Source organism: Nocardia sp. NPDC056000 (assembly GCF_042269265.1).
In the GTDB taxonomy this organism is placed as follows: Bacteria; Actinomycetota; Actinomycetes; order Mycobacteriales; family Mycobacteriaceae; genus Nocardia.
The window spans coordinates 162,808-187,105 of sequence record NZ_JBHJXS010000017.1; the positions used below are offsets into that span (position 1 = coordinate 162,808).

Annotated in this window: 25 protein-coding genes; 14 read left to right on the forward strand and 11 right to left on the reverse strand. The window is 67.4% G+C overall.

The genetic code is table 11. The features are described from left to right. Positions 1-2: 2 nt before the first annotated feature. Positions 3-1,721 (reverse strand): thiamine pyrophosphate-binding protein, encoded by a 1,719-nt coding sequence (locus tag ACFC4D_RS40280; protein WP_376071435.1) that lies wholly within the window; start codon positions 1,719-1,721, stop codon positions 3-5. Positions 1,722-1,859: 138 nt separating this feature from the next. Here ACFC4D_RS40280 and ACFC4D_RS40285 point away from each other — a divergent pair, with 138 nt between their 5' ends. The 3 genes from ACFC4D_RS40285 to ACFC4D_RS40295 all read left to right on the forward strand — a co-directional run bounded on the left by ACFC4D_RS40285 (position 1,860) and on the right by ACFC4D_RS40295 (position 4,226). Further along, positions 1,860-2,375, forward strand: a complete 516-nt coding sequence (locus ACFC4D_RS40285; protein ID WP_375961155.1) for an EXLDI protein — start codon at positions 1,860-1,862, stop codon at positions 2,373-2,375. A 121-nt stretch (positions 2,376-2,496) separates the two neighbouring features. Beyond that, positions 2,497-3,453: an ATP-binding cassette domain-containing protein gene (locus ACFC4D_RS40290; RefSeq protein WP_375961153.1), complete on the forward strand. Its 957-nt coding sequence runs from the start codon at positions 2,497-2,499 to the stop codon at positions 3,451-3,453. Next, positions 3,450-4,226: an ABC transporter permease gene (locus ACFC4D_RS40295; protein WP_364636466.1), complete on the forward strand. Its 777-nt coding sequence runs from the start codon at positions 3,450-3,452 to the stop codon at positions 4,224-4,226. The genes ACFC4D_RS40290 and ACFC4D_RS40295 overlap by 4 nt, the downstream gene beginning before the upstream one ends. Before the next feature lie 81 nt (positions 4,227-4,307). Here ACFC4D_RS40295 and ACFC4D_RS40300 read toward each other — a convergent pair whose 3' ends face one another. Genes ACFC4D_RS40300 through ACFC4D_RS40310 form a run of 3 tightly spaced genes read right to left on the reverse strand, consistent with a single transcriptional unit; the run spans position 4,308 to position 6,190 of the window. Continuing rightward, positions 4,308-5,024, reverse strand: coding sequence for a zf-HC2 domain-containing protein (locus ACFC4D_RS40300; protein ID WP_364636464.1), 717 nt, complete (start codon positions 5,022-5,024; stop codon positions 4,308-4,310). Continuing rightward, positions 5,021-5,527 (reverse strand): sigma-70 family RNA polymerase sigma factor, encoded by a 507-nt coding sequence (locus tag ACFC4D_RS40305; RefSeq protein WP_364636462.1) that lies wholly within the window; start codon positions 5,525-5,527, stop codon positions 5,021-5,023. The genes ACFC4D_RS40300 and ACFC4D_RS40305 overlap by 4 nt, the downstream gene beginning before the upstream one ends. Before the next feature lie 48 nt (positions 5,528-5,575). Beyond that, on the reverse strand, positions 5,576-6,190 hold the full coding sequence (locus ACFC4D_RS40310; RefSeq protein WP_364636460.1) for a YqgE/AlgH family protein: 615 nt from the start codon (positions 6,188-6,190) through the stop codon (positions 5,576-5,578). Positions 6,191-6,391: 201 nt separating this feature from the next. Here ACFC4D_RS40310 and ACFC4D_RS40315 point away from each other — a divergent pair, with 201 nt between their 5' ends. After that, positions 6,392-7,153, forward strand: a complete 762-nt coding sequence (locus ACFC4D_RS40315; RefSeq protein WP_376071439.1) for a lysophospholipid acyltransferase family protein — start codon at positions 6,392-6,394, stop codon at positions 7,151-7,153. A gap of 22 nt (positions 7,154-7,175) precedes the next feature. Here ACFC4D_RS40315 and ACFC4D_RS40320 read toward each other — a convergent pair whose 3' ends face one another. Beyond that, the gene (locus ACFC4D_RS40320) at positions 7,176-7,508 is read right to left on the reverse strand and encodes a GNAT family N-acetyltransferase (protein WP_364636456.1); all 333 of its coding nucleotides are present in this window, start codon (positions 7,506-7,508) and stop codon (positions 7,176-7,178) included. A gap of 134 nt (positions 7,509-7,642) precedes the next feature. Here ACFC4D_RS40320 and ACFC4D_RS40325 point away from each other — a divergent pair, with 134 nt between their 5' ends. Continuing rightward, positions 7,643-8,755: a glycerate kinase gene (locus tag ACFC4D_RS40325; protein WP_376071442.1), complete on the forward strand. Its 1,113-nt coding sequence runs from the start codon at positions 7,643-7,645 to the stop codon at positions 8,753-8,755. 6 nt (positions 8,756-8,761) lie between these two features. On the opposite strand, the gene ACFC4D_RS40330 is transcribed toward ACFC4D_RS40325, so the two are convergent. After that, positions 8,762-9,079 (reverse strand): winged helix-turn-helix transcriptional regulator, encoded by a 318-nt coding sequence (locus tag ACFC4D_RS40330; RefSeq protein WP_375963764.1) that lies wholly within the window; start codon positions 9,077-9,079, stop codon positions 8,762-8,764. Positions 9,080-9,256: 177 nt separating this feature from the next. On the opposite strand from ACFC4D_RS40330, the gene ACFC4D_RS40335 reads away from it, so the two are divergent. Together ACFC4D_RS40335 and ACFC4D_RS40340 are read left to right on the forward strand one after the other, a co-directional pair. Further along, positions 9,257-10,129: an NAD(P)-dependent oxidoreductase gene (locus ACFC4D_RS40335; protein WP_375961142.1), complete on the forward strand. Its 873-nt coding sequence runs from the start codon at positions 9,257-9,259 to the stop codon at positions 10,127-10,129. Between the two features lie 77 nt (positions 10,130-10,206). Further along, a complete protein-coding gene (locus tag ACFC4D_RS40340) occupies positions 10,207-10,515 on the forward strand; it encodes a hypothetical protein (RefSeq protein WP_376071444.1) in 309 nt (102 codons plus the stop codon). A gap of 18 nt (positions 10,516-10,533) precedes the next feature. Here ACFC4D_RS40340 and aroQ read toward each other — a convergent pair whose 3' ends face one another. Both aroQ and ACFC4D_RS40350 read right to left on the reverse strand, forming a co-directional pair. After that, positions 10,534-10,974: a type II 3-dehydroquinate dehydratase gene (aroQ, locus tag ACFC4D_RS40345; RefSeq protein WP_364636448.1), complete on the reverse strand. Its 441-nt coding sequence runs from the start codon at positions 10,972-10,974 to the stop codon at positions 10,534-10,536. A 36-nt stretch (positions 10,975-11,010) separates the two neighbouring features. Then, positions 11,011-11,607 carry a hypothetical protein gene (locus ACFC4D_RS40350; protein ID WP_364636446.1) on the reverse strand — a complete coding sequence of 199 codons (597 nt, stop codon included), beginning with the start codon at positions 11,605-11,607 and terminating at the stop codon, positions 11,011-11,013. Positions 11,608-11,946: 339 nt separating this feature from the next. On the opposite strand from ACFC4D_RS40350, the gene ACFC4D_RS40355 reads away from it, so the two are divergent. After that, the gene (locus tag ACFC4D_RS40355) at positions 11,947-13,623 is read left to right on the forward strand and encodes an NTF2-like N-terminal transpeptidase domain-containing protein (protein ID WP_376071447.1); all 1,677 of its coding nucleotides are present in this window, start codon (positions 11,947-11,949) and stop codon (positions 13,621-13,623) included. Positions 13,624-13,641: 18 nt separating this feature from the next. Here ACFC4D_RS40355 and ACFC4D_RS40360 read toward each other — a convergent pair whose 3' ends face one another. The 3 genes from ACFC4D_RS40360 to ACFC4D_RS40370 all read right to left on the reverse strand — a co-directional run bounded on the left by ACFC4D_RS40360 (position 13,642) and on the right by ACFC4D_RS40370 (position 16,776). Then, positions 13,642-14,019, reverse strand: a complete 378-nt coding sequence (locus tag ACFC4D_RS40360; protein ID WP_364636442.1) for a DUF3054 domain-containing protein — start codon at positions 14,017-14,019, stop codon at positions 13,642-13,644. A gap of 98 nt (positions 14,020-14,117) precedes the next feature. Then, positions 14,118-15,254 carry a YbhN family protein gene (locus ACFC4D_RS40365; RefSeq protein ID WP_364636440.1) on the reverse strand — a complete coding sequence of 379 codons (1,137 nt, stop codon included), beginning with the start codon at positions 15,252-15,254 and terminating at the stop codon, positions 14,118-14,120. 4 nt (positions 15,255-15,258) lie between these two features. Next, complete coding sequence (locus ACFC4D_RS40370) at positions 15,259-16,776, reverse strand: adenylate/guanylate cyclase domain-containing protein (RefSeq protein ID WP_364637910.1); 1,518 nt, start codon at positions 16,774-16,776, stop codon at positions 15,259-15,261. 211 nt (positions 16,777-16,987) lie between these two features. Between ACFC4D_RS40370 and ACFC4D_RS40375 the strand changes: the two genes are divergently transcribed. The 6 genes from ACFC4D_RS40375 (at position 16,988) to ACFC4D_RS40400 (ending at position 24,192) form a co-directional block, all read left to right on the forward strand. Next, the gene (locus ACFC4D_RS40375) at positions 16,988-18,250 is read left to right on the forward strand and encodes an AI-2E family transporter (RefSeq protein ID WP_376071513.1); all 1,263 of its coding nucleotides are present in this window, start codon (positions 16,988-16,990) and stop codon (positions 18,248-18,250) included. Beyond that, positions 18,234-19,412: a MacS family sensor histidine kinase gene (gene macS, locus ACFC4D_RS40380; protein ID WP_376071450.1), complete on the forward strand. Its 1,179-nt coding sequence runs from the start codon at positions 18,234-18,236 to the stop codon at positions 19,410-19,412. Before ACFC4D_RS40375 ends, macS begins: the two co-directional genes overlap by 17 nt. A 55-nt stretch (positions 19,413-19,467) precedes the next feature. Next, the gene (locus ACFC4D_RS40385) at positions 19,468-20,106 is read left to right on the forward strand and encodes a response regulator (protein WP_376071516.1); all 639 of its coding nucleotides are present in this window, start codon (positions 19,468-19,470) and stop codon (positions 20,104-20,106) included. Positions 20,107-20,208: 102 nt separating this feature from the next. Then, the gene (locus ACFC4D_RS40390; protein WP_375963756.1) at positions 20,209-20,871 is read left to right on the forward strand and encodes a DUF1707 domain-containing protein; all 663 of its coding nucleotides are present in this window, start codon (positions 20,209-20,211) and stop codon (positions 20,869-20,871) included. A 55-nt stretch (positions 20,872-20,926) separates the two neighbouring features. Continuing rightward, entirely contained in the window at positions 20,927-21,745 is an 819-nt protein-coding gene (locus ACFC4D_RS40395) for an alpha/beta fold hydrolase (RefSeq protein WP_376071453.1), read from the forward strand. A gap of 137 nt (positions 21,746-21,882) precedes the next feature. After that, positions 21,883-24,192, forward strand: coding sequence for a DUF2339 domain-containing protein (locus tag ACFC4D_RS40400; protein WP_376071456.1), 2,310 nt, complete (start codon positions 21,883-21,885; stop codon positions 24,190-24,192). Positions 24,193-24,298 lie beyond the last annotated feature (106 nt).

Below are 24,298 nucleotides of genomic sequence, written 5' to 3' on the forward strand. Positions count from 1 at the left end.
GTTTACCTCCTCGGAGCCGTCAAAAACGGCGTGAAGGGCGGGATTTCGTCGGGATCGCAGTCGACGGCGATGAACGACGGCCCGGAACTGCCGACGCAATGCCGAAGGGATTCGGCGAGCTCGGCCCGGGTGATGGGTGCGTGTGTGCACAGATCCGGGAACATGGCGGACAGACCGGCGCCCGGATACGCCGGCCGAAATCTGTTGAAGCTGTAGCGATCCCCGTAATACAGCTGTTCGCGACTTATGCACATGGCATGTGCGTTGTTGTTGAAGACGATGAAGGTGATCGGCAGCCGATGTTCGATCGCGGTGTGAATCTCCATGCCGTGCATGAAGAACGCGCCGTCACCGGCGATGACGAAGGTGCGCCGGATGCTTCCGTCCGCACGCTCGTGCCGGGCGAACGCCGAGCCGATGCCCGCGCCGAAGGCGTAGCCCATACCGCCCATCCCCAGGGCGACCGTGAAGCGTCCGTCCCGCGGCAATCGCAGGTGATGCACCACCGCCGCACCGGTGTTCCCGGCATCGGCGAAGACGTCCGCACCCTCGGGAAGTGCGGCGTTGATGGTTTCGACCACCTCGCGATAGCGCAGGCCCGGGCCGTCGGACGGCGGTACCTCCAACGGTGTGAGTATCCCGGTTTCCACAACCTGCGGTGTGTTGTCCACAGCCGGGGCGGTGAACGGCCGGAGGATGGAAATCGGTGCGGGTGTGGATAATTCGCCGAGCAGCTCCGCCAGGGTCAGTGCCAGATCGGTGCTGCGAGCGTGAATCGCCGACAGGAACGGCACCTCGGCCCCGATGCTCGCGAGCGGCACCTCCGCCAGCGGGCCCTCCAGCCCCGCCCGCGCGGTGACCGGCATGCGGGTGCCGATGAGCAGGCAGAGCGTGGCGCGCTGCAGCGCGTCGATGAGCTCCGGGTGACCCATACTCCCCGCGATGCCGCAGAATCCGGGATCGCCATGGTGATAGACGTCCTTGGCGTCCGGGGCCACCCCCACCGCGGCGTCCAGCAGCGTGGCCAGCCGGGCCAGTTCCGGGCGCGCGTCATCGCGGGCGATCTGATCACCGGCGATGATGACCACCTTGCCCAGCTTCCGGGCGGCGGTGATGGTGTCCAGCACCCGGCGCAGGCTGGCCGTATCGCGCCGGTACGCGGGCTCGGGCGGGGTGAATTCCGCGGCGCTCAATTCGGCCTGTTGCACATCCTTGGGCAGCAATAACACCGCCGGTCCGCCCTGATTCAGGGCGTGGCACGCGCGGGTCAGGTGAGCGGGCAGGTCGGCGGCGGCTTCGACGCGCGCACAGTAGTGCGAGATCGGCGTGAAGAGCCGGACCGCGTCGAACGCGCCGGCCCGCCCGCTCGTGTCCTGAAAGGCGCCCTTGCCCTCCAGAACGGTCGGCGGCTGCCCGATCAGCGCGAGCACCGGAACCCGGGACGCGAACGATTCGGCGAGCCCGGCCACCAGATTCACCGCCCCGCCCCCGGACGTCGCGCACACCACCCCGAATCCGGACGTGGACCGCGCGTACCCGTCGGCCATGGTCGCCGCCGCGAACTCATGCTTGGCCACAACGGCCGTCACCAACTCGCGATGATCGAAAGCCGCGTCGTAGAGATCCTCGATATTCGCGCCGTCCACCCCGAAGAAATGCCGCACGCCAACCTCGGAGACCGCTCTGACCAGGTAGTCCACGACCCGTGTTCCGTTGTGCATGAGGCGGCTCCTTTCGGTGCCTGACACCGGAGTCCCGAGTCTGTTACCCGAGATACGAGACCGAGCTGTTGCCGGTTCAATCAGATGCGCGCGAACTCGCGCTTGCAATGTATGTATACGTCTACGTATAGTTGGCTCATGCCGAACAAGACGATCTACGTATCCGATGAGGACCTCAAGCTGTTTCAGCGCGCGCAAGAGCTGGTGGGGGGAAATCTGTCGGGGGCGATCGTGACGGCGCTGCGGCGTTTCATCGAAATCGAGGAAGGCCGCCAACAGGGCTACGACGAGGTAGTCCTCAAGGTCGGCAAGGACGGAGTCCGGCAGATCCGCTTCTCCGGCGTCCTGCTGACCGAATGGCACCAGGTGGGCAACGAGCGCATCGAAGACATCCGGGTGTACCGCACACGCAAAGGCGCGTACGCGGTGCACAGCCACTTCTCCAACTGGAGCGAATTCCCGGCCGACACCAACATCCTCAAGGATTGGAAGCAGTGGCGACGCTTCCTCGGTGTGGGCGAACAGGATTGGGGCGATTTCGATTTCGAGGTCTTCGAATCCATCGATGACCTGAAGGGCAAGATCCCGGACCGCCTCTACGCCCGCGTGGTCGACGCCTCCGATCACTCGAATATCGAAGAACTCGACATCTGATCATCAGCTAGCCCAAAAGTACTGCCGCACAACTGAATAACCCGCTTTGTCCGCACGCCTCGGCGGACACGGCTCACCCGACGCATGCATTCATGCATACCCATTGATGAGAGGGACACCCATGAACGACCACCGCCCCCCGGCGATAGCGGTCACCGGCCTGTGCAAATCCTTCGGTGAACAGATAGTCCTGGACCGCATCGACTTCACCGTCCCGCAGGGCAGCATCTTCTCCCTGCTCGGCCCGAACGGCGCGGGCAAGACCACCACCGTGCAGATCCTGTCCACCCTCATCAAATCCGACGGCGGCGAAATCAGCGTCGGCGGTTACGATCTCGCGACCCAACCGGACGAGGTGCGCTCGGCCATCGGCGTCACCGGACAGTTCTCCGCCGTCGACGAACTGCTCACCGGCCGGGAGAACCTGCACCTCATGGGTGACCTGCACCATCTGCCGCGCGCCGAAAGCCGCCGCATCGCAGCGGATCTGCTGGAGAAGTTCGATCTGGTGGACGCCGCGGACAAGGTCGCGTCCAGCTACTCCGGCGGTATGACCCGCCGCCTGGATCTGGCCATGACGCTGGTCGGGAATCCGCGCATCATCTTCCTGGACGAGCCCACCACCGGCCTGGATCCGCGCAGCCGCCGCTCCATGTGGGACATCATTCGCGAACTGGTCGCGGGCGGGGTCACCATCTTCCTCACCACGCAGTATCTGGAGGAGGCCGATCAGCTCGCGGACCGCATCGCGGTACTGCATCAGGGGCGACTGGTCGCCGAGGGCACGCCTGATCAACTCAAGCGCCGGGTGCCGGGCGGCTACGTCCGGCTCGATTTCCACGATCGAGCCGAACTCGCCGCCGCCGCAGCAGTTCTGGGTGAAGCCTCGCAGGTCAACGGCGATCTCACGCTCGCCGTGCCGAGTGACGGCGGCGTGCGCTCGGTGCGCGAGGTGATCGACCGCCTCGATGCCGCGCGCATCGAACCCGCGGGCCTGTCCGTGCACACGCCCGATCTGGATGACGTCTTTCTCGCCCTCACCGGCGGCCACTCGACCGATAAGGAAAACGCCCGATGACCACCATGGCCATGACCATCGCCGATTCCAAGACCATGCTGCGCCGGAATCTGGTGCACGCCAAGCGTTATCCCGCCATGACGGTCAGCCTGCTGATCATGCCGATCGTCATGCTGCTCATGTTCAACTACATTTTCGGCGGCGCGCTGAAGGGCGCGACCGGCGGTCAGAAGTACATCGAGTATCTGACGCCCGGCATGATGCTCATCATTCCCGCGTACATGGTCGCGGGCATCGCGGTCTCGGTCTGCTCGGATATGACCAAGGGCATCGTGAATCGTTTTCGCACCATGCATATCTCGCACTCGTCGGTGCTGACCGGCACCGTGCTGGGCAGCCTGTTGCAGGGTCTGGCGGGCATCGGCGTGCTGACCGTGGTGGCGCTGGCGCTCGGCTTCCGCTCCCATGACGCGGGCGTACTGGAATGGCTGGCCGCGTTCGGCCTGCTCGGGCTCACCATCTTCGCATTGAGCTGGGTCGGAGCGGGTTTCGGCGTGATCGCGCAGAATCCGGAGAGCGCCAGCAATATGCCGACCCCGATCATCATGCTGCCCTTCCTCGGCAGCGGTCTGGTGCCCACCGACACCATGCCCGCCGGGGTGAAGCAGTTCGCCGAATACCAGCCCTTCACCCCCATCACCGAAACCCTGCGCGGGCTGCTGATGGGCACCGAGATCGGGCACAACGGGATTCTCGCGATCGGCTGGTGCGTACTGCTGGGCGGTGTCGGCTACTTCTGGTCCACCTCGGCCTTCCGCCGCAAGACCAGCTGAAATAGCCACCGCGAGAGCCGAAATAGGCACTGCGCGAAGCGAAGACGGCGCACCCGCCAGGGGTGCGCCGTCCTCGTGCGTTCAGACGCCCGCCGCCAGCAGCACCTTGCCCGACGCATTGCGGATCTGCACCGTCTTCACCTGACCCGGTGTGGCCGAAGTGGTGCCGTCCGGTGTGAACACCTGCCCGGGCTTCGCCGTCCACTCCGAGAGTTTGGACTGTGTCCCGTCCGCGCGCACCACCCACAGCGACAGCTGCCAGGCGTACGTGTCGTACTCCTCCGAGGACGGGTAGTTGCACCACATGTCCACGCGCGTAGCGCCATTCACCGACAGCAGTTTGTAGGTCGCCACGATCGGGGTGTCCACCTGCGCCTGTAATGCGCCCTGCGCGACCACCTGCTCGATCGCCGGGCGATCACCGACCACCGCGGCCGTCACCGGCACCGCGATCACGGCCGCCGCCGCGGCGGCAGCCACCGCACCACCGATCGCCAGAAACCTGCGCCGCCGTTGCCTTTTCGCCGCCTGTCCGGCGATCGTGGGCAGCAGCCGATCCGGTGGCGGTGGTACCGCGGTGGCCGGATCCTCCTGTCCCGCAATGGAAAGCGCGGTATCGGTATCGACCAGCGCGAGCAGTCCCGGCAATCCGGCCAGCTTGGCCACCGCGGTGCGGCAGTGCTCGCAATTGGCCTGATGCTCCTCGTACTCGCGGCGTTCGTCCCGGGCGAGAGCGCCGAGCACGTACGCACCGTCCCACGTGGTGTAGCCGTCACAGAGGTCGTGGCCCTCCGTCATCTCGTCACCCCCATCTCCTGTAGCACCAAACGCAGTGCCCGCATGCCGTAGTGCATACGGGACTTCACCGTCCCCTCCGGAATATCCAATTCCCCCGCGATCTGCGCGGTGGACAGGCCCCGGTAGTAGGCGCGGACGATGACATCGCGGTGATCGATGCTCAACCGGGCCAGCGCGTCGGCGACCAGCCAGCCGTCCAGGGCGCGGTCCGACTGATCCGGGGTCGGCTGCTCCGGCGGATGATCCGTGCGGAACTCCCGCCGGGAGCGAGCGCTGCGATGCTCGTCCACCGCCAGATTACGGGCCACCGTGAAGAGCCAGGCCCGCGCCGACGTGGTCGACTGATCCAGCACATTCGGCCGCTGCCACGCCCGCAGCAGCGTCTCCTGCACAATGTCCTCGGCCCGGCCGGGATCGCCCACCAGGCCGAACGTATATCTCCACAGTGCTGCCGCGTGCTCCTCGTAGAGCACTTTGAGCAACGCCGCCTGGTCGTCGGGCATCGGTCACCTCCGCACCCTTCACGACACAGACCGTGCCTGCGGTTCAGATCAGTTTCGTTCCAATTCGATAGGGTGCGTCGCCAGCAGCGAAAGCGGCAGCGGCTGACGGCGCAGCACCTGCGCCCAGAGATCCACGCGACCCGCCAGCGGATCGCTCGGCAGCGCCGAGAGCACTATCCAGTCACCGCGATCCAATTCGCCTTCGAGTTGCCCGAAGGTCCAGCCGGCATATCCGGCGAAAATTCGAATGCCCTCCACCATGGGGGCGATGACATCGGGGTCCGAATCCAGATCGACCAGGGCCACCCGGCCGTCCACCCGGCGCAGACCCGGCACCTTGGTGAAGGTGACACCGACCTTCACGGTCGCCAGGCAGAGCGCGGCATCGCGTTTGACCGGGCCGCCGAGAAACAGCGCCCGCGGGGACGCCGCCAGATCCGCCCAATTCGGTAGAACGTCGTGAACGGCGGTATCGCTGGGCCGATTCAGCACCACGCCCAGCGTGCCGGCGTCGTTGTGTTCGATGATGTACACAATGCTGCGCCGGAAGGATGCCTCGATCAGGTCCGTCGCCGACACCAGCAGAGTGCCAGGGCGAACCACCTGATCCTCATGCCGGAATTCGCGTCGAGAACGGTCACCGTGTTCCTCTGCGCGTGCCACCCAGCCATCATCGCACCGCCGCACCACAATTGCTCTGCTTAATTTGCCCTGCGCTTCGCTCCGGGCGGTTCGCGGCCCCTTATGGCCCGATTCTTCCCTCCTCCGCTCCTCCGCTTCGCTCCCCCGCTCCGTCAGTCCAGAATCGGGCCGGGCCGCGAACTTTGGGTGGTTGTATTCGCGGGTTGGTGGTTAGCTGGCGGCATGGAACGGCCCGAGGTTGTCCTCGAGAACAGCGATGCGGTGTACGACTTCTATCGTGATCATCAGCAGAATCTGCTGAAGTCGCGGGCGGCGTACTGGCTGCTGGGGCGGCGTTATCGGCCGCGCATCTCGTATGCGCCGGGGGCGCGGGAACGGCTGCGCGAGTTGATCTCCCAGAAGCGGCCGCTGCTCATCGCGGTCAACCACCTCTCGCAGCTGGATCCGTACACGGTCGCGGCGGCCGCCTGGTACAGCGCATTGCGGCCGGTGATCGGGCGGACCCGGGTGCTGGCCAAGGACGAGTTGTTCCTGGAACCGAAGCTGCGCGCCCGCATCGACATGATGGGCGGGATCCCGGTCTTCCGAGGTAAGGACCACGGACTGCGCGCGGTGAACGCGGCCGGACAGCGCATGATCGACATCTGCGCCGAGCGCATGGCGCGCGGCGACGGGGTGGCGGTGTTCCCCGAGGGCACCTGCAACGACGTCGACCCGGCACAGGTGCAGGCGGTGGGAACGGGTATCGGGCACATCGCCTTCCGCGCCAAGAAGCTCGGCGCGGATCCGGTGCTGGTGAGCCTGGGCCTGAGCTACGGACCGCGCGTCGACCCCAAGGTGGAACCCACCAAGGAAGAGGCGAAGTCGGCCAGCTTCTATTTCGGTGTGCCGGTGCCCGAGCTCCCCACCAAACCGGCAGAGATCACCCGCATCGTCCGCGACGAATTGCAGACCGCCCTGGATGGCGCCGTAAAGGCGTACTGAGCCCCGGCACACCTCGATCCGGTTACTGCTGCGGCAGATTCAACCGTTCCCGCGACCAGTGCGGGACCAGGGCCAGGTACTCCGGCCGGGATTCCACGAAATGGTGCACCATCGGGCACATCGGCAGAATCCCGAATCCGGCATCGCGAGTTTGATCGAGTGCGCCCTGCACCAGTTTGCGGCCGTACCCGAGGCCCTCATGCTGTGGATAGATTTCGGTGTGCACGAAGGCGCGCTCATTGGCGGTGTCCTGATATGCCGCGACACCCGCGAGCATGCCGTCGACATACAGCTCGAAGCGATCAAGTTCGGCATTCTTGCGGACCTCGACAGACGCGTTCGACTCACTCGGCATAGGTCGACGCTAACGCGTTTGCCAGGCTATTTGTCCGTATCCGAATTACCCGGCTTCGGGCGTGTCGCGCACCCGCCGGACAATCGCGCGGGCGTGCGGATGCCGGGCGGGCGAACAATGATCACACTGTGGAAATGACACACGCCGGACCGCGCCGGGTGATCCTCGCCCCGGATAAATTCAAGGGTTCGCTGACCGCCGCCCAGGTGGCCGCGGCGCTCGCGGCGGGTATCGAACGCGCCGCCCCCGGGACCGAGGTGCGGCGGTTGCCGGTCGCGGACGGCGGCGACGGGACGGTCGACGCGTTCCTCGCCGCGGGATGGGAGCGGATCGCGCTCGAAGCGCCCGGGCCGACGGGTGTGCCCGTATCCACCGCGTACGCCCGGCGCGGCGGTATCGCGGTGATCGAACTCGCGGCGGTCGTGGGATTGGTGAAACTGCCCGGCGGACAACCGGATCCGCTGGGTGCGAACACCTACGGTCTCGGCGTCGTCATGGCGCACGCGCTGGATCACGGTGTGCGCGAGATCGTGCTCGGCCTCGGCGGCAGTGCCTCCACCGACGGCGGCGCGGGCATGCTGGAAGCGCTCGGCTTGCGTATTCGCGATGCGTTGGGCAACGAATTGCCTTGCAATGGAGCACTTCTCGGCCCCGGCGATCGGGTCGATCGGAGCGGTCTGCATCCGGTGCTGGCCGATACCCACATCACCCTCGCCAGCGATGTGGACAACCCGCTGCTCGGACCGGACGGTGCGGCCGCGGTGTACGCCCCGCAGAAGGGTGCGACACCGGAACAGGTAGCGACTCTCGAAGCGGCCCTGTTGAATTGGGCGATGCTGCTCGGCCCGGAATGGGCGGGCAAACCCGGCGCGGGTGCGGCGGGCGGCACCGGTTTCGGGGCCATGGCGGTGCTGGGCGCGGTTCCGCGCTCGGGCATAGACGTGGTGCTCGACCTGGTGGATTTCCCGGCGCAGCTCGCGGGAGCCGATCTGGTGGTGACCGGTGAGGGCTCCCTCGATGCCCAGAGCCTGAATGGCAAGGCCCCCATGGGCGTTGCCACCGCCGCCCGCCGCGCCGGAGTCCCGATCGTGGCCGTCGCCGGTCGCGTCCAACTCACCCCGGACCAACTGCGCGCGGCCGGATTCACCGCCGCCTACGCCCTTACCGACCTCGAACCGGACCCGGCCCGCTGCATGGCCGATGCCGCCGAACTGGTGCGGCGGATCGGGGAGCGGATCGTGCGCTGACGGTGGTCAGACCGCCAGTGCGGGAGTGCGTTCGGTGAGTTGGTCGCGGTGATCGTTGCCCCACTTTTCGAGGGTGCTCAGGGCGCGGTTCAGCTCCTGGCCGATGGGGGTGAGCGAATATTCCACGCGCGGTGGGATTTCCGGGTAGATCTCGCGGTGCACCACGCCGCTGGCCTCCAGGTGGCGCAGGTTCTCCGCGAGCACCTTCTCGCTCACCCCGGACAGCAGGCGGCGGATTTCGCCGAACCGCTGCGGCCCCTCGCCGAGCGCCCACATGAGGTGCATCTTCCATTTGCCGCCGACCACGTCGATGGCGATGGACATACCGCACACCTGGTGATCCGTGTCACCCGAATTCAGCACCGCGTCCTCCTGACCGTATTTCGAACCTCGAGGTAAGCAACCACACTCGAACGTGCGGTCTTCCCGAGCCCGTCGATCGGGGACACGATCGAATCCGTCGCCGATGACCGATCGGCACAGGATTCGAAGGGACACACCATGTCTGAGCAGCTACGTTCCGTCTCCGTACTCGGCCTGGGGCCGATGGGCCAGGCCATGGTCCGGGCCCTGCTGCAGGCCGGGGTGGAGGTGACCGTGTGGAACCGCAGCCGGGCCAAGGTCGACGCCATGGTCGAACTGGGCGCGAAGCCGGCCGCCACCGTGGCCGAGGCGCTCGACGCGAACGCGGTCTCGATCCTGAGCCTGACCCACTACGCCGCCATGTACGACGTGCTCGGCCAGGCCACCGATCATCTCGCGGGCAAGGTGATCGCCAACCTGTCCTCCGATTCCCCGGACGCGGCGCGCAAGGGCGGCGCCTGGGTGCGTTCGCACGGTGCGGAATTCATCTCCGGCGGTTTCATGTCGGCGGGCGACAATATCGAGCACCCGGCCTCGTACGTCTTCTACAGCGGTCCGAAGGAGGTCTTCGACGCGCACGCCGAGCTGCTGCGCCCGCTCAGCCCGCAGGAGTACCTGGGCGCGGATGACGGTCTGGCACAGGTCTTCTACCAGGCGTTGCTGACCATCTTCCACCCGTGGATGCTGGCCTACGACCAGGCCCTGGCGCTGATTGCCAACTCCGGCAACGATATCGACCGCTTCCTCCCGTACGCCCTGCGCTCGAACGAGGCGTTCCCCTTCTTCATGACCGATTTCGCCGCGGCCGCCAAGGCGGGCGGCTGGGGCGACCGCTCCCAGCTGGTCATGATGGACGCGGGCGCACAGCACATCATCGACGCCAGCGAGGAGGCGGGCGTCGACGCCACCCTCTCGCGCACCGCACAGTCGTTGTGGCGCAAGGCCATCACCGCCACCGATGAGGCGGGCGAGGCCGTGCCGGTCTACCAGGTCCTGCGCGGCCGCGACTGAACCGGATCCCGGCTGTCGGGCCGTCCTGTTACAGTTCGGACGCTCGATGAAAAGTATGTACCCGGGGGAATTACCAGATGAAAACTATTCTGGCAGTTGTGTTTTGGATGGTGCTCGGCATCGCGGGGGTGGTGAGCGGGATCAACTCGCTCAATGATCACCAGGTGAAATGTGGCGGGCAGGTCATGCACGCCGGGGACAGGTGCGAAGAGCTGCGCAACGGTAGTCATTCCAGCACTCGCGATTACTCCGAGCAGCAATCCTCGAATCATGGGGATGGCTGGTTCGAACTCGGATTCGGCGTGGTCGCGATTCTCGGATCGGGCTTCGTCGCCGTGCGCCTGGTGATCGCGCGGAACTCTCGTAACGCGGCGCGCCGGTACTGAACCTCGCGCCGTTCCGGATCAGCGGGTCGCGAGGAATTCGATCGCGGCGGCGTAGCCCTGGATGCCCATGCCCGCGATGACGGCGGTGGCGATGGGGGAGACGAAGGAGTGGTGGCGGAACTCTTCGCGGGCGTGCACATTGCTGATGTGCACCTCGACGATCGGTACCTCGGGGATGACCAGGGCGTCGCGCAGGGCGACCGAGGTATGGGTGAGGCCGCCCGGATTGATGACGATCCCGGACTCGACACGCCGGGCCGCGTGAATTCGATCGATCAGCGCGCCTTCGGAGTTCGACTGGAAGGTGTTGACCTCGCGCCCGAACCGCTCGGCGGTCTTGTTGCACAGCGCCACGATGTCGTCGAGGGTGTCGGTGCCGTACACCTCCGGCTGCCGGAGGCCGAGCATGTTCAGGTTCGGCCCATTCAGAACGAGGATCGGACCCACGGTGTCAGCCATGGGTCCGATCCTATTGCCTCGCTGCGATAAGCAGGCTCAGAGCCCGCGCGGGCCCTCCGAGCGCAGGTCGTCGACCTTGCGCATGGCGCCGCGGAGTTCCTCGAGCCACTCCTCGGCGTGCTTGCCCGCCAGCTTGACGGTCCAGGCCAGGGCATCGGAGCGGGAGCGCGCGACACCGGCGTCGATGAGGGTGTCCAGCACTTTGCGCTCGGGCTGACGGAGCCGGGTCATGACCGGAACCGCCAGGTGGGTGAACAGGATTCGCTCATCGCCGACCGTGACGCCCCAGGCGACGCTGCGGCCGTAGCGGGCCTGCGCCTCCTGTGCGATCTGCATGCGGGCGGCGCGGGTGGATTCCCGGAAGCGGGAGACCAGGCCCTCGCGGGTGGCCTTCGGCACTTCGGCGGGCGCGTCGGCCGGTGTGTCGGCGTCGGCGGGTTCGGTAGCGGGGAGGGGGAGTTCGCCGACGACGACGATTTCGTCGCGATCGATCTCGAGGGTTGCGGGTCCGGTGAACCACTCCGCTGGCAACCTTCCGGCGAACCAGTCGGAAGCGTCTGCGGCGTCGGGCAGGTCGGCTTGCTGCCAGCCGCCGGGGCGGCCGAATTCACGTCCGCGATGTCCGTACTTCATGGCGGTCACTCTCACTTGCTGTCTGGAGTTGTAATTCTGATTACAACGTTACGTTCTTTCCGGCCGAATGGATTCCGCTCTCGGAGAACGGGGTTCGACACGCGGCGCTGCGCGATTGCGCAACCGCGCCATCGGAAGGGACTGGACGGTCCGGTCAGGGCGCGAATGTGCCAGGGGCCGTAACCGACCGGTGATCATGTAAGTGGTCCATGTCGACCGAAATCGGCACTATGGTGGTGCTCAATACGTGTACGCCTGGTGGAAAGGTGGCACCGCGGGTGGTGTGAACGCGGTACCGTGGTCCTGTTGCTGATGTGGCAAGAGTGAAGAGTGGGCGATATGGATGTGTGGGGATCCCGCCGCTTCCGGATTCGTGGCGCGATCGTGCTCGCGGTGGTGCTGGCTATCGCGATTGCGATGGGGTCGTGTGCTTTCCGGGAACGGTCGACCGGTGCGGAAGCGATTGTCGAGCGATTCTCCAGCCTGCTCGACAAACAGGACTATGAGGGCGCGGCGCGGCTGACGTCCTACCCGAACGGTGCTTCGGCAACGCTGAAGCAAGTTTTCAGCGGCCTCAATCCGGGCAAAGCCGACTACCAGGTGACCCAGTTCATCGGCCTCGACGGCAATACCGGACTGTTCAGCATGACGGCCGCCTGGAACTTCGGCGAAAAGCGGGACTGGAAATACGACCTGCAGGGCACCGTCCGCAAACTCAGTGTGGGCTGGCGCATCTCGTGGGATCCCGCCCTGGTCATCCCGCAGCTGGACAGCAAGCGCACCGTGAAGCTGGTGCGCACCTACGCCACCCCGGCCCCGCACGTCAATGACATCGTCGGCGCTCCGCTCATGACCGAGCAGACCATCAACGTCATCAAACTCGATCCCACCAGGACCGGCGATCCGGTCGGCTCCAGCAATGCGCTGGCCGCCGCCATCGAACCGGTCGCCCCGCTCATCACCGGACCGGTGCTGCTGCAACAACTGTCGGCCTCCCAGGGCAAACCGGTCGTCGCGGTCAACCTGCGCGACGGGGATTTCAATATCCTCGAAGACCGGATGGGAGCCATCCCCGGCGTGGTCATGGAGAAGCAGCCCCGGCTCATCTCCGCCGACCGCCGCGTCTGGTCGCCGCTGCTGGACTCCATGCGGAAGGTGTGGCAGGACAACAACGATGCGCGCGCCGGATGGGGCGTGCAGCTCTTCGAACCCGACGGCACCTTCGTCACCCAGCTCGCGGGTGAACAGGGCCCGCCCGGACCGGATATTCCGGGCACCATGGATCAGCGCCTGCAACGCGCCGCCGAGGATGCCGTGGTGAGTTACGGCACGCCGTCCTCGATCGTGGCCATCCAGCCGTCCAGCGGCGCGATCGTCGCGGCCGCGCAGAACAGCCAGGCCAGCGAGCACGGATCGGTCGCGTTCACCGGGCTGTACCCGGTCGGCGGCATGATCGAACTGTTCAAGAACATGGCCGCGCTCACCAAGCAGAAAGCGCCACAGGACATTTCGGTCGGCGACGCGGCCGAGGCGGCCAGTCAGCTCGGCGTCGGCCTGGACTTCAAGGTGCCCGGCCTGGACGAGACCACCGGCCGCCTGCCCACCGGCAAGAACGCCGCCGAACAGGTCGGGCGCGGCAATGCCGCCGACTCACTGCTGGCCAGCCCGTGGGGTATGGCCATCGCGGCCGCCGCCATCGCCAATGGCCAGGTGCCGAAACCGATGATCACCATCGGCGTCCCCGCCACCACCGAGGCCGATCTGCCCGCCCTGCCCGGCAATGTCACCGACCGGCTGCGCACCATGCTGCGCGACGGCGCGGGCGCACCGGAGTTGGTCAGCCTCAACAGGTATCAGGGCGTGCAGGCGTACGCGGCCACCGCGGGCAATAACGGCTGGCTCATCGCCACCATGGGCGATCTCGCCTTCGCCATCCACATCGACGATATCGACGCCCCGGACGCGACCGCCCGCATGGCGGCCCGACTGCTCCAGTCCCTCGCGACTCCGGACTAACGGCCCCGAGAGTTCGGATCAGCCCAGCGCTTTGATGGCCGCGCGCCAGCCCAGCAGGAACAGGGCGAGCGCGGTCGCCGCGACGATGACGAAGCTGACCGCGGTGCCCTGACCGCTCACCACGCGCAGCAGCATGCCGCCGATCAGCGTGCTGAGCCAGATGATCACGCCGGTCGGCCACAGCACCCGGCCGTCGAAACGCTTTGCGGCGCTGATGCCCTCGCGCCCGGAGGCGACCGCGATCGCGATCACCCAGCCGAGCAGCAGGCCGGTGGCGAACGGCCACACCGTGCGCAGCATGCCCGCCAGCACCGCTTCGTCATGACTGCGCCGCCCGATCGCGCAGAACACGACCACCAGCACCACATCCACGCCGAACGGCACCAATTTCTTCACGGGCACGAGGTTATCGGGCGGCTCCGGCGCGCCCCGTGCAGGGACACTCCTCGCGATCCGGGCGGTGCGGCACGCCGGTCCGGCGGGACGCGGGTCGATCAGCCTTCCGCGGGCGGGGAATTCGGGCGGCGGCGATCGGTGATCAGCGGGGTGCCGCCGCGCTGCGAGAACTCCTTCTCGTACTCCGCGTCATCGGCCTGCGGCTTGCGGAACAGGAACAGGAAGACGATCCAGCCGATGATCGCCACCAGGATGAAGCTGACCAGCCGGTACAGGAACGCCGCCGCGACCGCCTGCGCCGCGGGCAATCCCGCCGCCGCGGTCAGCGAATAGATCAGCGTGGCATCGACGTACACGATGCCGCCGGGCGCGAAGGGTATGGTGCCCACCGCTTTTCCGGCCGCGAACGCCAGCATCAATCCGGCCAGCCGGGGATCCGCGCCCACCGCGTAACAGGCCGCGCCCAGGCACGCCACATCCGCGAGCCGATGCACCACGGCCCACGCCGCGACCAGTGCGCCGTCCTTCTTGCCCAGGTCCACCGATTCCAGCTGGTGTAGCACCTCGGCGAGCTTCTCGACCCCGGCCTCGGCGGGCCTGCGCCGAATCCTGTTGATCAGATGCAGGATTCGATGCAGTAGCGATTCCATCGTGCCCGGATGCCGGGACACGTAGTTGAACGCCCAGATCAGCACCGCCACCGCGCCGAGCGACAGAATCACCTTGGCCGGGCCGATACTGTCCCCGCCCAGTACCGCGCCGAACACGCCGAGCAGCGTCAATCCGGCGGTGGCGACCACGCCGGACATGACCAGCTGCCAGGACGCCACGATCGGGCTCGCACCCCAGCGGCGGGTCTGGCGATAGGTGAAGGCGGTGGAGAACACCTGTCCGGCGGGCAGGGTCAGCGCCATACCGGTCGCGCCGTACACCACGGTCACCGATTTGCGCTGACTCACCTCGACGCCGCCCGCGTGCAGCAGTTGTTTCTGGATGCGGCCGAATCCGCTCATGGAAAGCGCCTGCATAACCACGCAGGCCGCGACCCAGCCCCAATGGATTTCGGTGAGGTTCTTCCAGGATTCGTGCAGCCGCGGATAGAGATATGCGCCCTCGGAAATCAGCAGGGCCGCGAGCGCGGCTCCGAGCACCCATTTGGCCCACCAGAACCTGCCGCGGCGCGAGTTCTCCGCGGGCGGCGCAGGTTCGCCGGCCAGCTCACCATGGGCCGTCACAACCTCACCCTAACGAACGGGCGGTCTCCTCGTCTGCATCCGACTGGTCGCTAGTTTGTTTCGGCCAGGCCAGCCGGGTTTTGCGGCGGCGTCCGCGCAGCTGAACTTCCTCACCCGTTTCCCAATGCCGCTGTTCCTCGGTATCGGCGAAATAGAGAGCGCTACTGGAGGTGAGCACGCGTTCCGGGCGATCCTTGGCGAGTTCGGTGAGCCGGGACGCCTCGTTCACCGGGTCACCGATCACGGTGTACTCGAAACGATTTGCGCCACCGATATTCCCGGCCACCGCCAAACCCGCCGAAACACCCATACCGATATCCAGTCCGGGCACCTCGCGCAGGGCTTCGCGCAGCTCACGGGCGGCGGCCAGGGCCGCGGTCGGTGCGTCCGGGCGGTCCAGCGGAGCGCCGAAGATGGCCAGCGCGGCATCACCCATGAATTTATTGATCAGCCCGTGGTGCCGGTCGATCACATCGACCACGATGCGGAAGAACTCGTTGAGCAGACTGACCACTTCGGTCGGCGGGCGTTCCGCGGCGGTCGCGGTGGAACCGACCATATCCACGAACAACACCGCGACGAATCGGGTTTCACCACCGAGTTCGGTGCCGTACTCCAGCGCGCGCCGCGCCACATCCTCACCGACGTGACGGCCGAACAATTCCTGAAGTTCGCGGCGTTTGGCCGCCTCACCCATCATTCGGTTGAAGCCAACCTGCAGCAGTCCGATTTCCGAACCGTCGAAAACTTCCACCTGCACATCGCGCGCGCCTTCCTGCACGCGATCGATAGCCTGGCTGAGCTGGCGAATCGGATCGGAAATACTCGCCGCGGTAAGCATGGAAAGCGCCAGCGCCTGCATGATCACCACACCGCACAACAGCAGAATCGAAATCGCCAGCGACTGCGCGGAAAACTGTACGCGCGAAGAAATCTGGGTGACGCACAACAGCACAATGGCGATCACGGGGGCGAACGTGCCCATTCCCCACGTCATCGCCATTCGGGTGCCGACGCCCGCGGTCAGCGTGTGATCGAACGCGCCGACGGTCAGCGCCTCGGCCGCCACCGGCCGCAGAATTCGCTCGCCGAGCATGTACGTGAAGCCGAAAACAATGGTGGCGGCCATACATTCGGTGACGATCACCGCCGCCGCCAGCTCCGGCGTGCGCACGATGATCACCGACGCCAGCACCGCGCCGCCGACCAGCCACAGCACCAGGTGCACGATGGCCTGCCGCAGCGGCGCGTGCAGGGCCGCCATCTGCTCCTGCCGGGACGGCGGTCCGCCGCGCACCTGCCATCGCATCACCGGTCGCAGCATGAACGCCGAGGCGCTCAGGCTGAGCAGACCGCCGACAATGAATACGAGCGCGGGTAATAACAGCCCGGTCTGCCGTGTCGCACTCGAGCCACCTTCGGGAACGGGCAAACCGTACTGAATGAACGCCCAGACGAGCACGGCACCGAACGCGTTGGCCGCGAGCATCGATGCGAGGTACAGCGGCCAGCGGGTTCGCATGGTCTGTTTGACCGCTTCCAGGGGCGCTGACACGAGACCAATCTAGCGGTTCCGCATCTCCGCGACTTTGGCGCACAGTTCGGGCGGCGTTAACTCTTGGGAACACCGAGCCGAGCCGTTTCGAATGGCCGGGGCGTCGCCGAACGCGGGGCACGGGTTTATGGGCGGCCAAGTCGGTCGGTCACCCAGTAGGCTCGCGATCGTGAGCGATGTGCGGGCAGAGGCCAGCCAATCCGGCAAACCGGGCAAGGTTCGGCGGCCTGCCGCGGACGCGGTGCACCCGCTGGTACGCGAGGCGGCGGAATGGTCCTGGCGACTACTGCTCATTCTCGCGGCCGTCTACGCACTGGCCTGGCTGGCGCATCGGTTATCCACCGTGACCATTCCACTGTCCATCGCACTGCTCGGGGCCGCACTGCTGTCACCGCTGGTGGATTGGATGCAGCGCCTCGGGGTGCCGCGCTCGCTGGGCGTATTCGTGGCGCTGGTCGGATCGCTCGGATTGCTCGCCGGGATCATGACTTTCGTGGTGGAACAGTTCGTCACCGGTGTGCCGCAACTGTCCGACGAGTTCAAATCCAGCGTGCACGAGATCCAGGACTGGCTGATCAACGGTCCGCTGCACATGTCCAACGAGCAGATTCGCAATGCGGGCGACACCATCGTCAAAACCATCGAATCCAATCAGGACTCACTCACCAACGGGGCGCTGACCACCGCGACCGTCATCGGCGAATTCTTCACCGGGACCTTCCTGACGCTGTTCATCCTCATCTTCTTCGTCTACGGCGGCGATCAGATCTGGGAGTTCATCACCCGGATCATCCCCACCCGCAATCGCGAACGCGTGCGCACGGCCGGACGACTCGGCTTCGGCAGTCTCACCGGATTCGTGCGCGCCACCGTGCTGGTGGCGGCGGTGGACGCCATCGGCATCGGCTCCGGACTGGCCATTCTGAGTGTGCCGCTGGCACTTCCGCTGGCCTCGCTGGTCTTCATCGGCGCGTTCATTCCGATCATCGGTTCGTTCATCGCGGGCTCGGTGGCGGTGTTCATCGCGCTCATGACCAAGGGCGCGGTCACCGCGCTCATCGTGCTCGGCATCACCGTCGCGGTCATGCAGCTGGAAGGGCATGTGCTGCAACCGCTGCTGATGGGGCGCGCGGTGCGCATCCATCCGCTGGCCGTGGTGCTGGCCATCGCGGCGGGCGTGGTGCTCGCCGGTATCGCGGGCGGTCTGCTCGCGGTGCCGTTCGTGGCGGCGCTCAATACCGCGATTCGCTCGCTGCTGGCGGATTCACCGGAGGAGCTCTACCAGGAGCTGCACACCGGTGATCCGCATCAACCCATGTTCGCCGCCGAACCGGACATACCCGATCCCGGGCGCTACCAATTGGCCCCTCCCACGGTGAAATCCGATGTGAAATCCGCCGATACCGCCGAACCCCCGGCTGCCGGTGACTCCGCGGACTGAACCCGATCCCGGCGACGCCGCCACCGCCCCGCTGTGGCGGGCGGCGCAGGCGTTCCGGCTCATCACCCTGCTGTACGCCATCGGACAGCAGTTCGCCTCGGTCTCGCACTACACCAATCAGCGATTGAGCTGGGTGTTCATCGCACTCATGGCGGTGTGGACCGGGGTGTCGGCGATTCTGCTGTCACAGTGGCGAATTCACAATGTGCGTCAGGTGCGCACCACCGTCGTGATCGGCGATCACGTGGTCGTCATCGCGCTCATCTTCGCGACCCGGCTGGTCGCGGATTTCGACTGGTACTACGGGCATCAGACGCTGCCGACCACATTGTGGGCCGCCAATGCCGTGATGTCCGCGGCCATTCTGTGGGGGCCGTTCGGCGGCATCTGCTCCGGATTCCTCATCGCGGCAGCGATTCTCAGTGCGCGCGCCCGCTGGGATCTGGACATCTGGCGCGATGCCACCGCACCCGTCCTGGTTTCGGTGGGACTCGCGATCGGCCTGGCCGCCAACACCGCGCACCGCGCCCAACAGCAATTGCAGCGCGCGGTGCGGCTCACCGCCGCCGCGCAGGAACGCGAACGGCTCGCCCGCGAAGTGCACGACGGCGTCCTCCAGGTGCTCAGCTACATCAAACGGCGCGGCACCGAAATCGGCGGGCCGACAGCGGAATTGGCGCAGCGCGCGGGTGAGCAGGAAGTCGCGCTGCGGGTGCTGCTCTCCGAACAGGGCGGGCGCGCGGACACCGGTGGCGTGGAACAGGATCTGCGGCCGCTGCTCACCGCGCAGGCCACCACCTCGGTGCTGGTCTCCACCCCCGGCGAGCCGGTGCCCATCGGGCGCTTCGAGGCCAGGGAGATCTCCGCCGCCGTCGCCGCCGCGCTCGCCAATGTCGCCCAGCACGCCGGAACCGGCGCGAAAGCCTATGTGCTGCTGGAGGATACCGGCGACGAACTCATCGTCAGCGTGCGCGACGACGGACCCGGCATCAGCCCCGGACGGCTGCTGGAAGCCGAAGGCCAAGGCCGCATGGGCGTTTCACGCTCCATAATCGGGCGCATCGCCGCCCTCGACGGCACCGCGCACCTACTCTTCGAAGCCGACGGCGAGGAAGGGTCCGGGGCCGAATGGGAATTCCGGGTCCCCCGGCGGCATCGGTAACAGGAATCGGGAGGCGAGCGTGTCCGAAAGCACCGCGGGCGAACGAATTTCGATCATGGTGGTGGACGACCACCCGATCTGGCGCGAGGGCGTGGCCCGCGACCTCGCCGAAGCCGGATTCGAGGTGCTCGCCACCGCGGACGGCGTCGCCACCGCCGGCCGCCGCGCCGCCGCCGTCCAACCCGATGTCGTGCTCATGGATATGCAGCTGCCCGACGGCAATGGCGCGGACGCCACCGCCGAGGTGCTGCGCGTCTCCCCGCGCACCCGCGTACTGGTGCTCTCGGCCTCCGCCGAGCGCGAGGACGTGCTCGACGCCATCAAGGCCGGAGCCATCGGCTACCTGGTGAAAAGCGCCTCCGCCACCGAACTCGTGGACGCCGTGCGCGCCACCGCCGCCGGTCAGGCCGTCTTCACCCCCGGACTCGCGGGACTGGTGCTCGGTGAATACCGGCGCATCGCCAACACCCCGCCCGACCGGGACGAACCGCACCGGCCCGCGCTCACCGACCGCGAGACCGAAGTGCTGCGCATGGTCGCGAAAGGGCTGTCCGCCAAGCAGATCGCCACCCGCCTGAGCCTGAGCCACCGCACCGTGGAGAACCATGTGCAGTCCACCCTGCGCAAACTGCAACTCGGCAATCGGGTCGAACTCACCCGCTATGCCATCGAACAGGGCCTGGACGGCGAATAGGGTGCGGATTCAGGGATTGCCCTGATGCGCGACGGCCGATCGGCTCGTAGCCTCGAAAACATGGGAGGTCCTGAAGTGGTTCCCGGTGTCGAGGCCGCCGTGGTGGGCGAACGCGACCTGCGGGTATCGGATGTAGAACGCGAACACGTCGGACGACTGCTGCAGCGCGCGGTCGGCCTGGGCATGCTGTCGCTGGGGGAATTCACCGAGCGCATGGATACCGCGCTCGCCGCCAAGACCCGCGGTGAACTCAACGCGGTGCTGGTCGATCTGCCGGGCATCCGGCTCGCCGGGCAGCCCGCGCCGAAGACGCCGCAGTTCGTCTACGCGCCGCGGCCGCAATTCGGCTACAACCGGCCGCAGTACGGGCCGCGGCTGCCGCATCCGGTCGCGCCGGGCAATGTCATCCGGGCCAAGCTGTCCGGGGTCAAGCGCAATGGCAGTTGGCATGTGCCGCAGACACTGCTGGTCGAATCGTTCATGGGCAGTGTGCGACTGGACTTCACCCAGGCCATCATGTCCACCCAGGTGGTGGAGATCCGGGTGGACGACTACCTCAGCTCACTGGAACTCGTCGTGCCCGCCGACGCCACCGTGGATCTGAACGGCCTCGATCTGATCGGCGGCAGCGCCGAGAACAAGGTGCGCACCGGACCGCCCATGGGGCCGCTGCATCTGGTCGTGCACGGCAAAGTGCGATTCGGCTCGGTCAATGCCAAGCATCCCTTCGGCACCCAGTGGAAGAAGTTCCTCAACGGGGCGTGATTCCGTCCCGAATCGGTTTCGGCGACACCCCGTCCCGGCAGGTATCGTCACGCCCATGGCAGGCGGCTCAGCGGACTCGACCCCGGAACCATTTCTTCGGACCGGCCGCGGCGCACCGCTGCTGCTCCTGCACGGCGTGCTGCTGACCTGGCAATCCTGGCTCCCGGTGATCGACGATCTGCGCGCCGACCACGACATCCTGGCCCCCACCTTCCCCGGCCACCACGGCGGCCCCGCCGCGCACCATCCCGCCACCGTCGCCGCCCTGGCCGACTGGGCCGAGGCGCTGCTCGACGAAACAGGTTGGCCCACAGCGCATATCGTCGGCAACTCGCTCGGCGGCTGGATCGCCCTGGAACTCGCCGCCCGCGGGCGCGCCCGCACCGTCACCGCCATCTCCCCGGCGGGTCTGTGGGACAAGCCCTCGTCCTCGGCGGCCCTGGTCCGCAAATTCCGCGGTATGAGCCCCCTGATCGGCTTCGGCTCCGACACCCCACCGGCGCTGCCCACCATGATCCGCAGCCTGCTGCTTCCCCTGCTCGCGCACAATCCCGCGACGGTTCCCGCGCACCTCGCCCGCGCCATGGCCGCCGCCCCCGCGCACTGCACCATCCTCGATGACCTGGCCGAAGATCCGGCCCTCCCAATAGGTTTCACCACCCTGTCCTCGATCCAGGTCCCCGCGACCCTGCTCCTGCCCGAATTCGATCGGGTGCTCCCGCCCCACCTCTACGCACCCCTGACCCCCACCCCCACCCTCGAGATCCACCCCCTCCCCGGCCTGGGCCACGTCCCCATGCTCGAGGACCCCGTCCGCATCACCACCGAAATCCGCGCCACCATCACCCGGGACGCACAGGCTCAATCCGCCTGACCCTGGACGGCGCGTACACCGCGACCGGGAATGCGCACGGGCCGTGCCGCCACTCATGAGTAATCGAGTAGGACCCGGGCCGTGCCCGAGTGTTTCTACTCATCCCGCCGAAGGCGCAGGTGGCGAGCATTGTCGGCATGAACACCGCCATCGATCCCCGTTTGATCGCACGGTTGTCGACCGAGTTCACCTCCCTCAGCGAACACATGGGAATCCTCGGCCGCGACCTGGACGTCCTGCGCAGCCAATTGGTCGTCGCCCCGCGTCCCGCACAACCCGTCGTTCCACCGACCCCACCCGCTGCCGCACCGGCAGCGGGCGTTCCCATGCCCGCACCCGGCACGGTTCCGGGTGGACCCGTGCGCGGTGGGGATGAGCTATCCGGTGCCGCCACATCGCCCCCGGGTCAGGCGGCGGAGTCGGGTTCGGCCCGTGGTGCGGACATTCCCGCTGCTACGGGAGCACCCGTTCCACCGCCCGCGGGGCTGATGCCGCCGACTGCCGGAGGACCGGCCGCAGCTGGGGAGCAGGGGCCGGGAAGCACCGCGAGCTGGGGTTCGCCGGGCGGTGGGGCCGTGCCTTCGGGGCCGGGAACCCTTCCGGGTTACGGACAGCCGGGTCCTGGTGCCGGGCAGCCCGGCTTCGGAGTCGCCCAACCTGGATACGGGGTCGGTCAGCCCGGGTACGGGGTGGCACAGCCCGGATACGGGGTCGGTCAACCCGGCTATGCCGCTGGTCAGTCTGGATATGGGGCGGGGCGTGCGGGGTGGATGGGGAGTCAGCCGCAGGGTGGGTATCGGGCGATGCCGCCGCTCGCGCAGCAGCAGCGGAGGGGTGTGCCGGTGCGGGAGCGGCGAGCGCCGTGGTGGCAGCGGGAAGGGGTGGTCAGCCGGGTGCTGGCGGTGGCCGGGGTGGGCGTCACGCTGATCGGCGTGGTGATGCTGCTGGTGCTGGCGGCGCAGGCCGGGTTCTTCGGGCCGGTGCCGAGAGTTGTTGTGGGGGCGGCATTCTCGGGCGCGCTGGTGGCCATCGGGATGCGCGTGCACGGGAAGGCCGGAGGGCAGGTGGGCGGTGTCGCGCTGGCGGCGACGGGTATCGCAGGGGGATATCTGTCCGTCGTCGCGATGACGACCCTCTACGGATGGGTGAATCCCGTTGTGGGATATGGGATCGCGCTGGGGATCGCCGCGGGTGGGGTGGCACTGGCCATGCGGTGGGGGTCGCAGGGGCTGGCGGTCATGGTGATGGTCGGGGCGGCGCTGCTGTCGCCGGTGATCACCACCGAGCTCGCGCTGCTGGCGTTCCTGATCGTGTTGCAGATCGCCGCCGCGCCGGTGCAATTGGTGCGCGACTGGCCGTATCTGCATGCGGTGCGGACGATTCCGGCCGTGCTGGCGACGCTGGTCGCGATTGCCGCGGCGGGACTGGGGGAGGCCGGACGCGGGGAGCGGTACCAGGTGCTGGCGGCGACCATCGTCATCGCGGCGGTCGGGCTGATCAGCGCGGTGGCGGTGGTGCGGCAGCGCGCCGGAGACATCGCGGCGAGCCTGACCTGCGCGGTGGCGACCATACCGCTGCTGGCCGCGCCGGCCATGTTCGAGCGGCGCACCGCCGTGGCGATCTCGGCGGGATTCGCGATCGTGCTGCTGGGGCTCGCCGCATCGCGGTGGATGCCGAAACTGGCTGAGCGGGTGCGGATTCCGGGACACCTGGCGATCGTCGCGGCGGTCGCGGGAGCGTTCGCGGTGCTGGAGACCTGCGTCGGCGTGACGAACGCGCAGACGCTGCCGATCGGCTTGTTCCTGGTGGCGCTGGGCTTCCTGGGCGCGGGCGGGCAGCAGCGGTCGCGGATGGCCTCGGGCATCGGTGCGGCCTTCGGGGTGATCGGCATGATCGCGCTGCTGGACCGGGCCGGTCCGGCCACCCTGTCCGATCAGTTCTATGCCGAAGAACGCCTTGGTATTTCGACCGCGCTGTCCGCGCTGTCCGCGCTCGCCGCATTGGCCGCCGCCTGCTGGTGCGCCCGGCGCTTGGGGCTGGTCACACGGGAAAGCGATGCGACCGCCGTGGCGGTGGTCGGCGGAATCGCGGGCCTGTACGCGGTGACCGCGCTGGCGGTGTCGATCGGTGTCGCCACCGGCCGCGATGACGGTTTCCTCGCGGGCCACGGCATCGCCACCGTGATCTGGATGGCCGCCGCCACCGCGGCACTGCTGTTCGGACTGCGCAGGCTGGGCCGCACCCCGCAGGCGGCGAAGGCCGCGCTCGCCGGGGGCCTGCTGCTCACCGCGGCGGCACTGGCCAAACTGTTCCTGTTCGACCTGGCGACCCTCGACGGCCTGCTCCGCGCGGCTGCCTTCCTGGTGGTCGGCGTCCTGCTGCTACTGGTCGGCACCCGCTACGCTCGCGCCTTCGCCGAGGCCGCGGATCCCGCCCCGCGCGGCTGACCCGCACTCGCCGGACCGGTGCCGCACGGCTGATGTCGTGCGGCACAACCGGTCCCGCCGATGCGTCGGCCTTTCCGGGCCGTGGTCGGCTGGATGTGCAGGTGGT

Excerpts from the sequence above, each read along its gene's own strand:
- ACFC4D_RS40280 (WP_376071435.1), bottom strand. The coding sequence starts at position 1,721 with ATGCACAACGGAACACGGGTCGTGGACTACCTGGTCAGAGCGGTCTCC.
- ACFC4D_RS40285 (WP_375961155.1), top strand. The coding sequence starts at position 1,860 with ATGCCGAACAAGACGATCTACGTATCCGATGAGGACCTCAAGCTGTTT.
- ACFC4D_RS40290 (WP_375961153.1), top strand. The coding sequence starts at position 2,497 with ATGAACGACCACCGCCCCCCGGCGATAGCGGTCACCGGCCTGTGCAAA.
- ACFC4D_RS40295 (WP_364636466.1), top strand. The coding sequence starts at position 3,450 with ATGACCACCATGGCCATGACCATCGCCGATTCCAAGACCATGCTGCGC.
- ACFC4D_RS40300 (WP_364636464.1), bottom strand. The coding sequence starts at position 5,024 with ATGACGGAGGGCCACGACCTCTGTGACGGCTACACCACGTGGGACGGT.
- ACFC4D_RS40305 (WP_364636462.1), bottom strand. The coding sequence starts at position 5,527 with ATGCCCGACGACCAGGCGGCGTTGCTCAAAGTGCTCTACGAGGAGCAC.
- ACFC4D_RS40315 (WP_376071439.1), top strand. The coding sequence starts at position 6,392 with ATGGAACGGCCCGAGGTTGTCCTCGAGAACAGCGATGCGGTGTACGAC.
- ACFC4D_RS40320 (WP_364636456.1), bottom strand. The coding sequence starts at position 7,508 with ATGCCGAGTGAGTCGAACGCGTCTGTCGAGGTCCGCAAGAATGCCGAA.
- ACFC4D_RS40325 (WP_376071442.1), top strand. The coding sequence starts at position 7,643 with ATGACACACGCCGGACCGCGCCGGGTGATCCTCGCCCCGGATAAATTC.
- ACFC4D_RS40330 (WP_375963764.1), bottom strand. The coding sequence starts at position 9,079 with ATGTCCATCGCCATCGACGTGGTCGGCGGCAAATGGAAGATGCACCTC.
- ACFC4D_RS40335 (WP_375961142.1), top strand. The coding sequence starts at position 9,257 with ATGTCTGAGCAGCTACGTTCCGTCTCCGTACTCGGCCTGGGGCCGATG.
- ACFC4D_RS40340 (WP_376071444.1), top strand. The coding sequence starts at position 10,207 with ATGAAAACTATTCTGGCAGTTGTGTTTTGGATGGTGCTCGGCATCGCG.
- aroQ (WP_364636448.1), bottom strand. The coding sequence starts at position 10,974 with ATGGCTGACACCGTGGGTCCGATCCTCGTTCTGAATGGGCCGAACCTG.
- ACFC4D_RS40350 (WP_364636446.1), bottom strand. The coding sequence starts at position 11,607 with ATGAAGTACGGACATCGCGGACGTGAATTCGGCCGCCCCGGCGGCTGG.
- ACFC4D_RS40355 (WP_376071447.1), top strand. The coding sequence starts at position 11,947 with ATGGATGTGTGGGGATCCCGCCGCTTCCGGATTCGTGGCGCGATCGTG.
- ACFC4D_RS40370 (WP_364637910.1), bottom strand. The coding sequence starts at position 16,776 with ATGCGAACCCGCTGGCCGCTGTACCTCGCATCGATGCTCGCGGCCAAC.
- ACFC4D_RS40385 (WP_376071516.1), top strand. The coding sequence starts at position 19,468 with ATGGTGGTGGACGACCACCCGATCTGGCGCGAGGGCGTGGCCCGCGAC.
- ACFC4D_RS40395 (WP_376071453.1), top strand. The coding sequence starts at position 20,927 with ATGGCAGGCGGCTCAGCGGACTCGACCCCGGAACCATTTCTTCGGACC.
- ACFC4D_RS40400 (WP_376071456.1), top strand. The coding sequence starts at position 21,883 with ATGAACACCGCCATCGATCCCCGTTTGATCGCACGGTTGTCGACCGAG.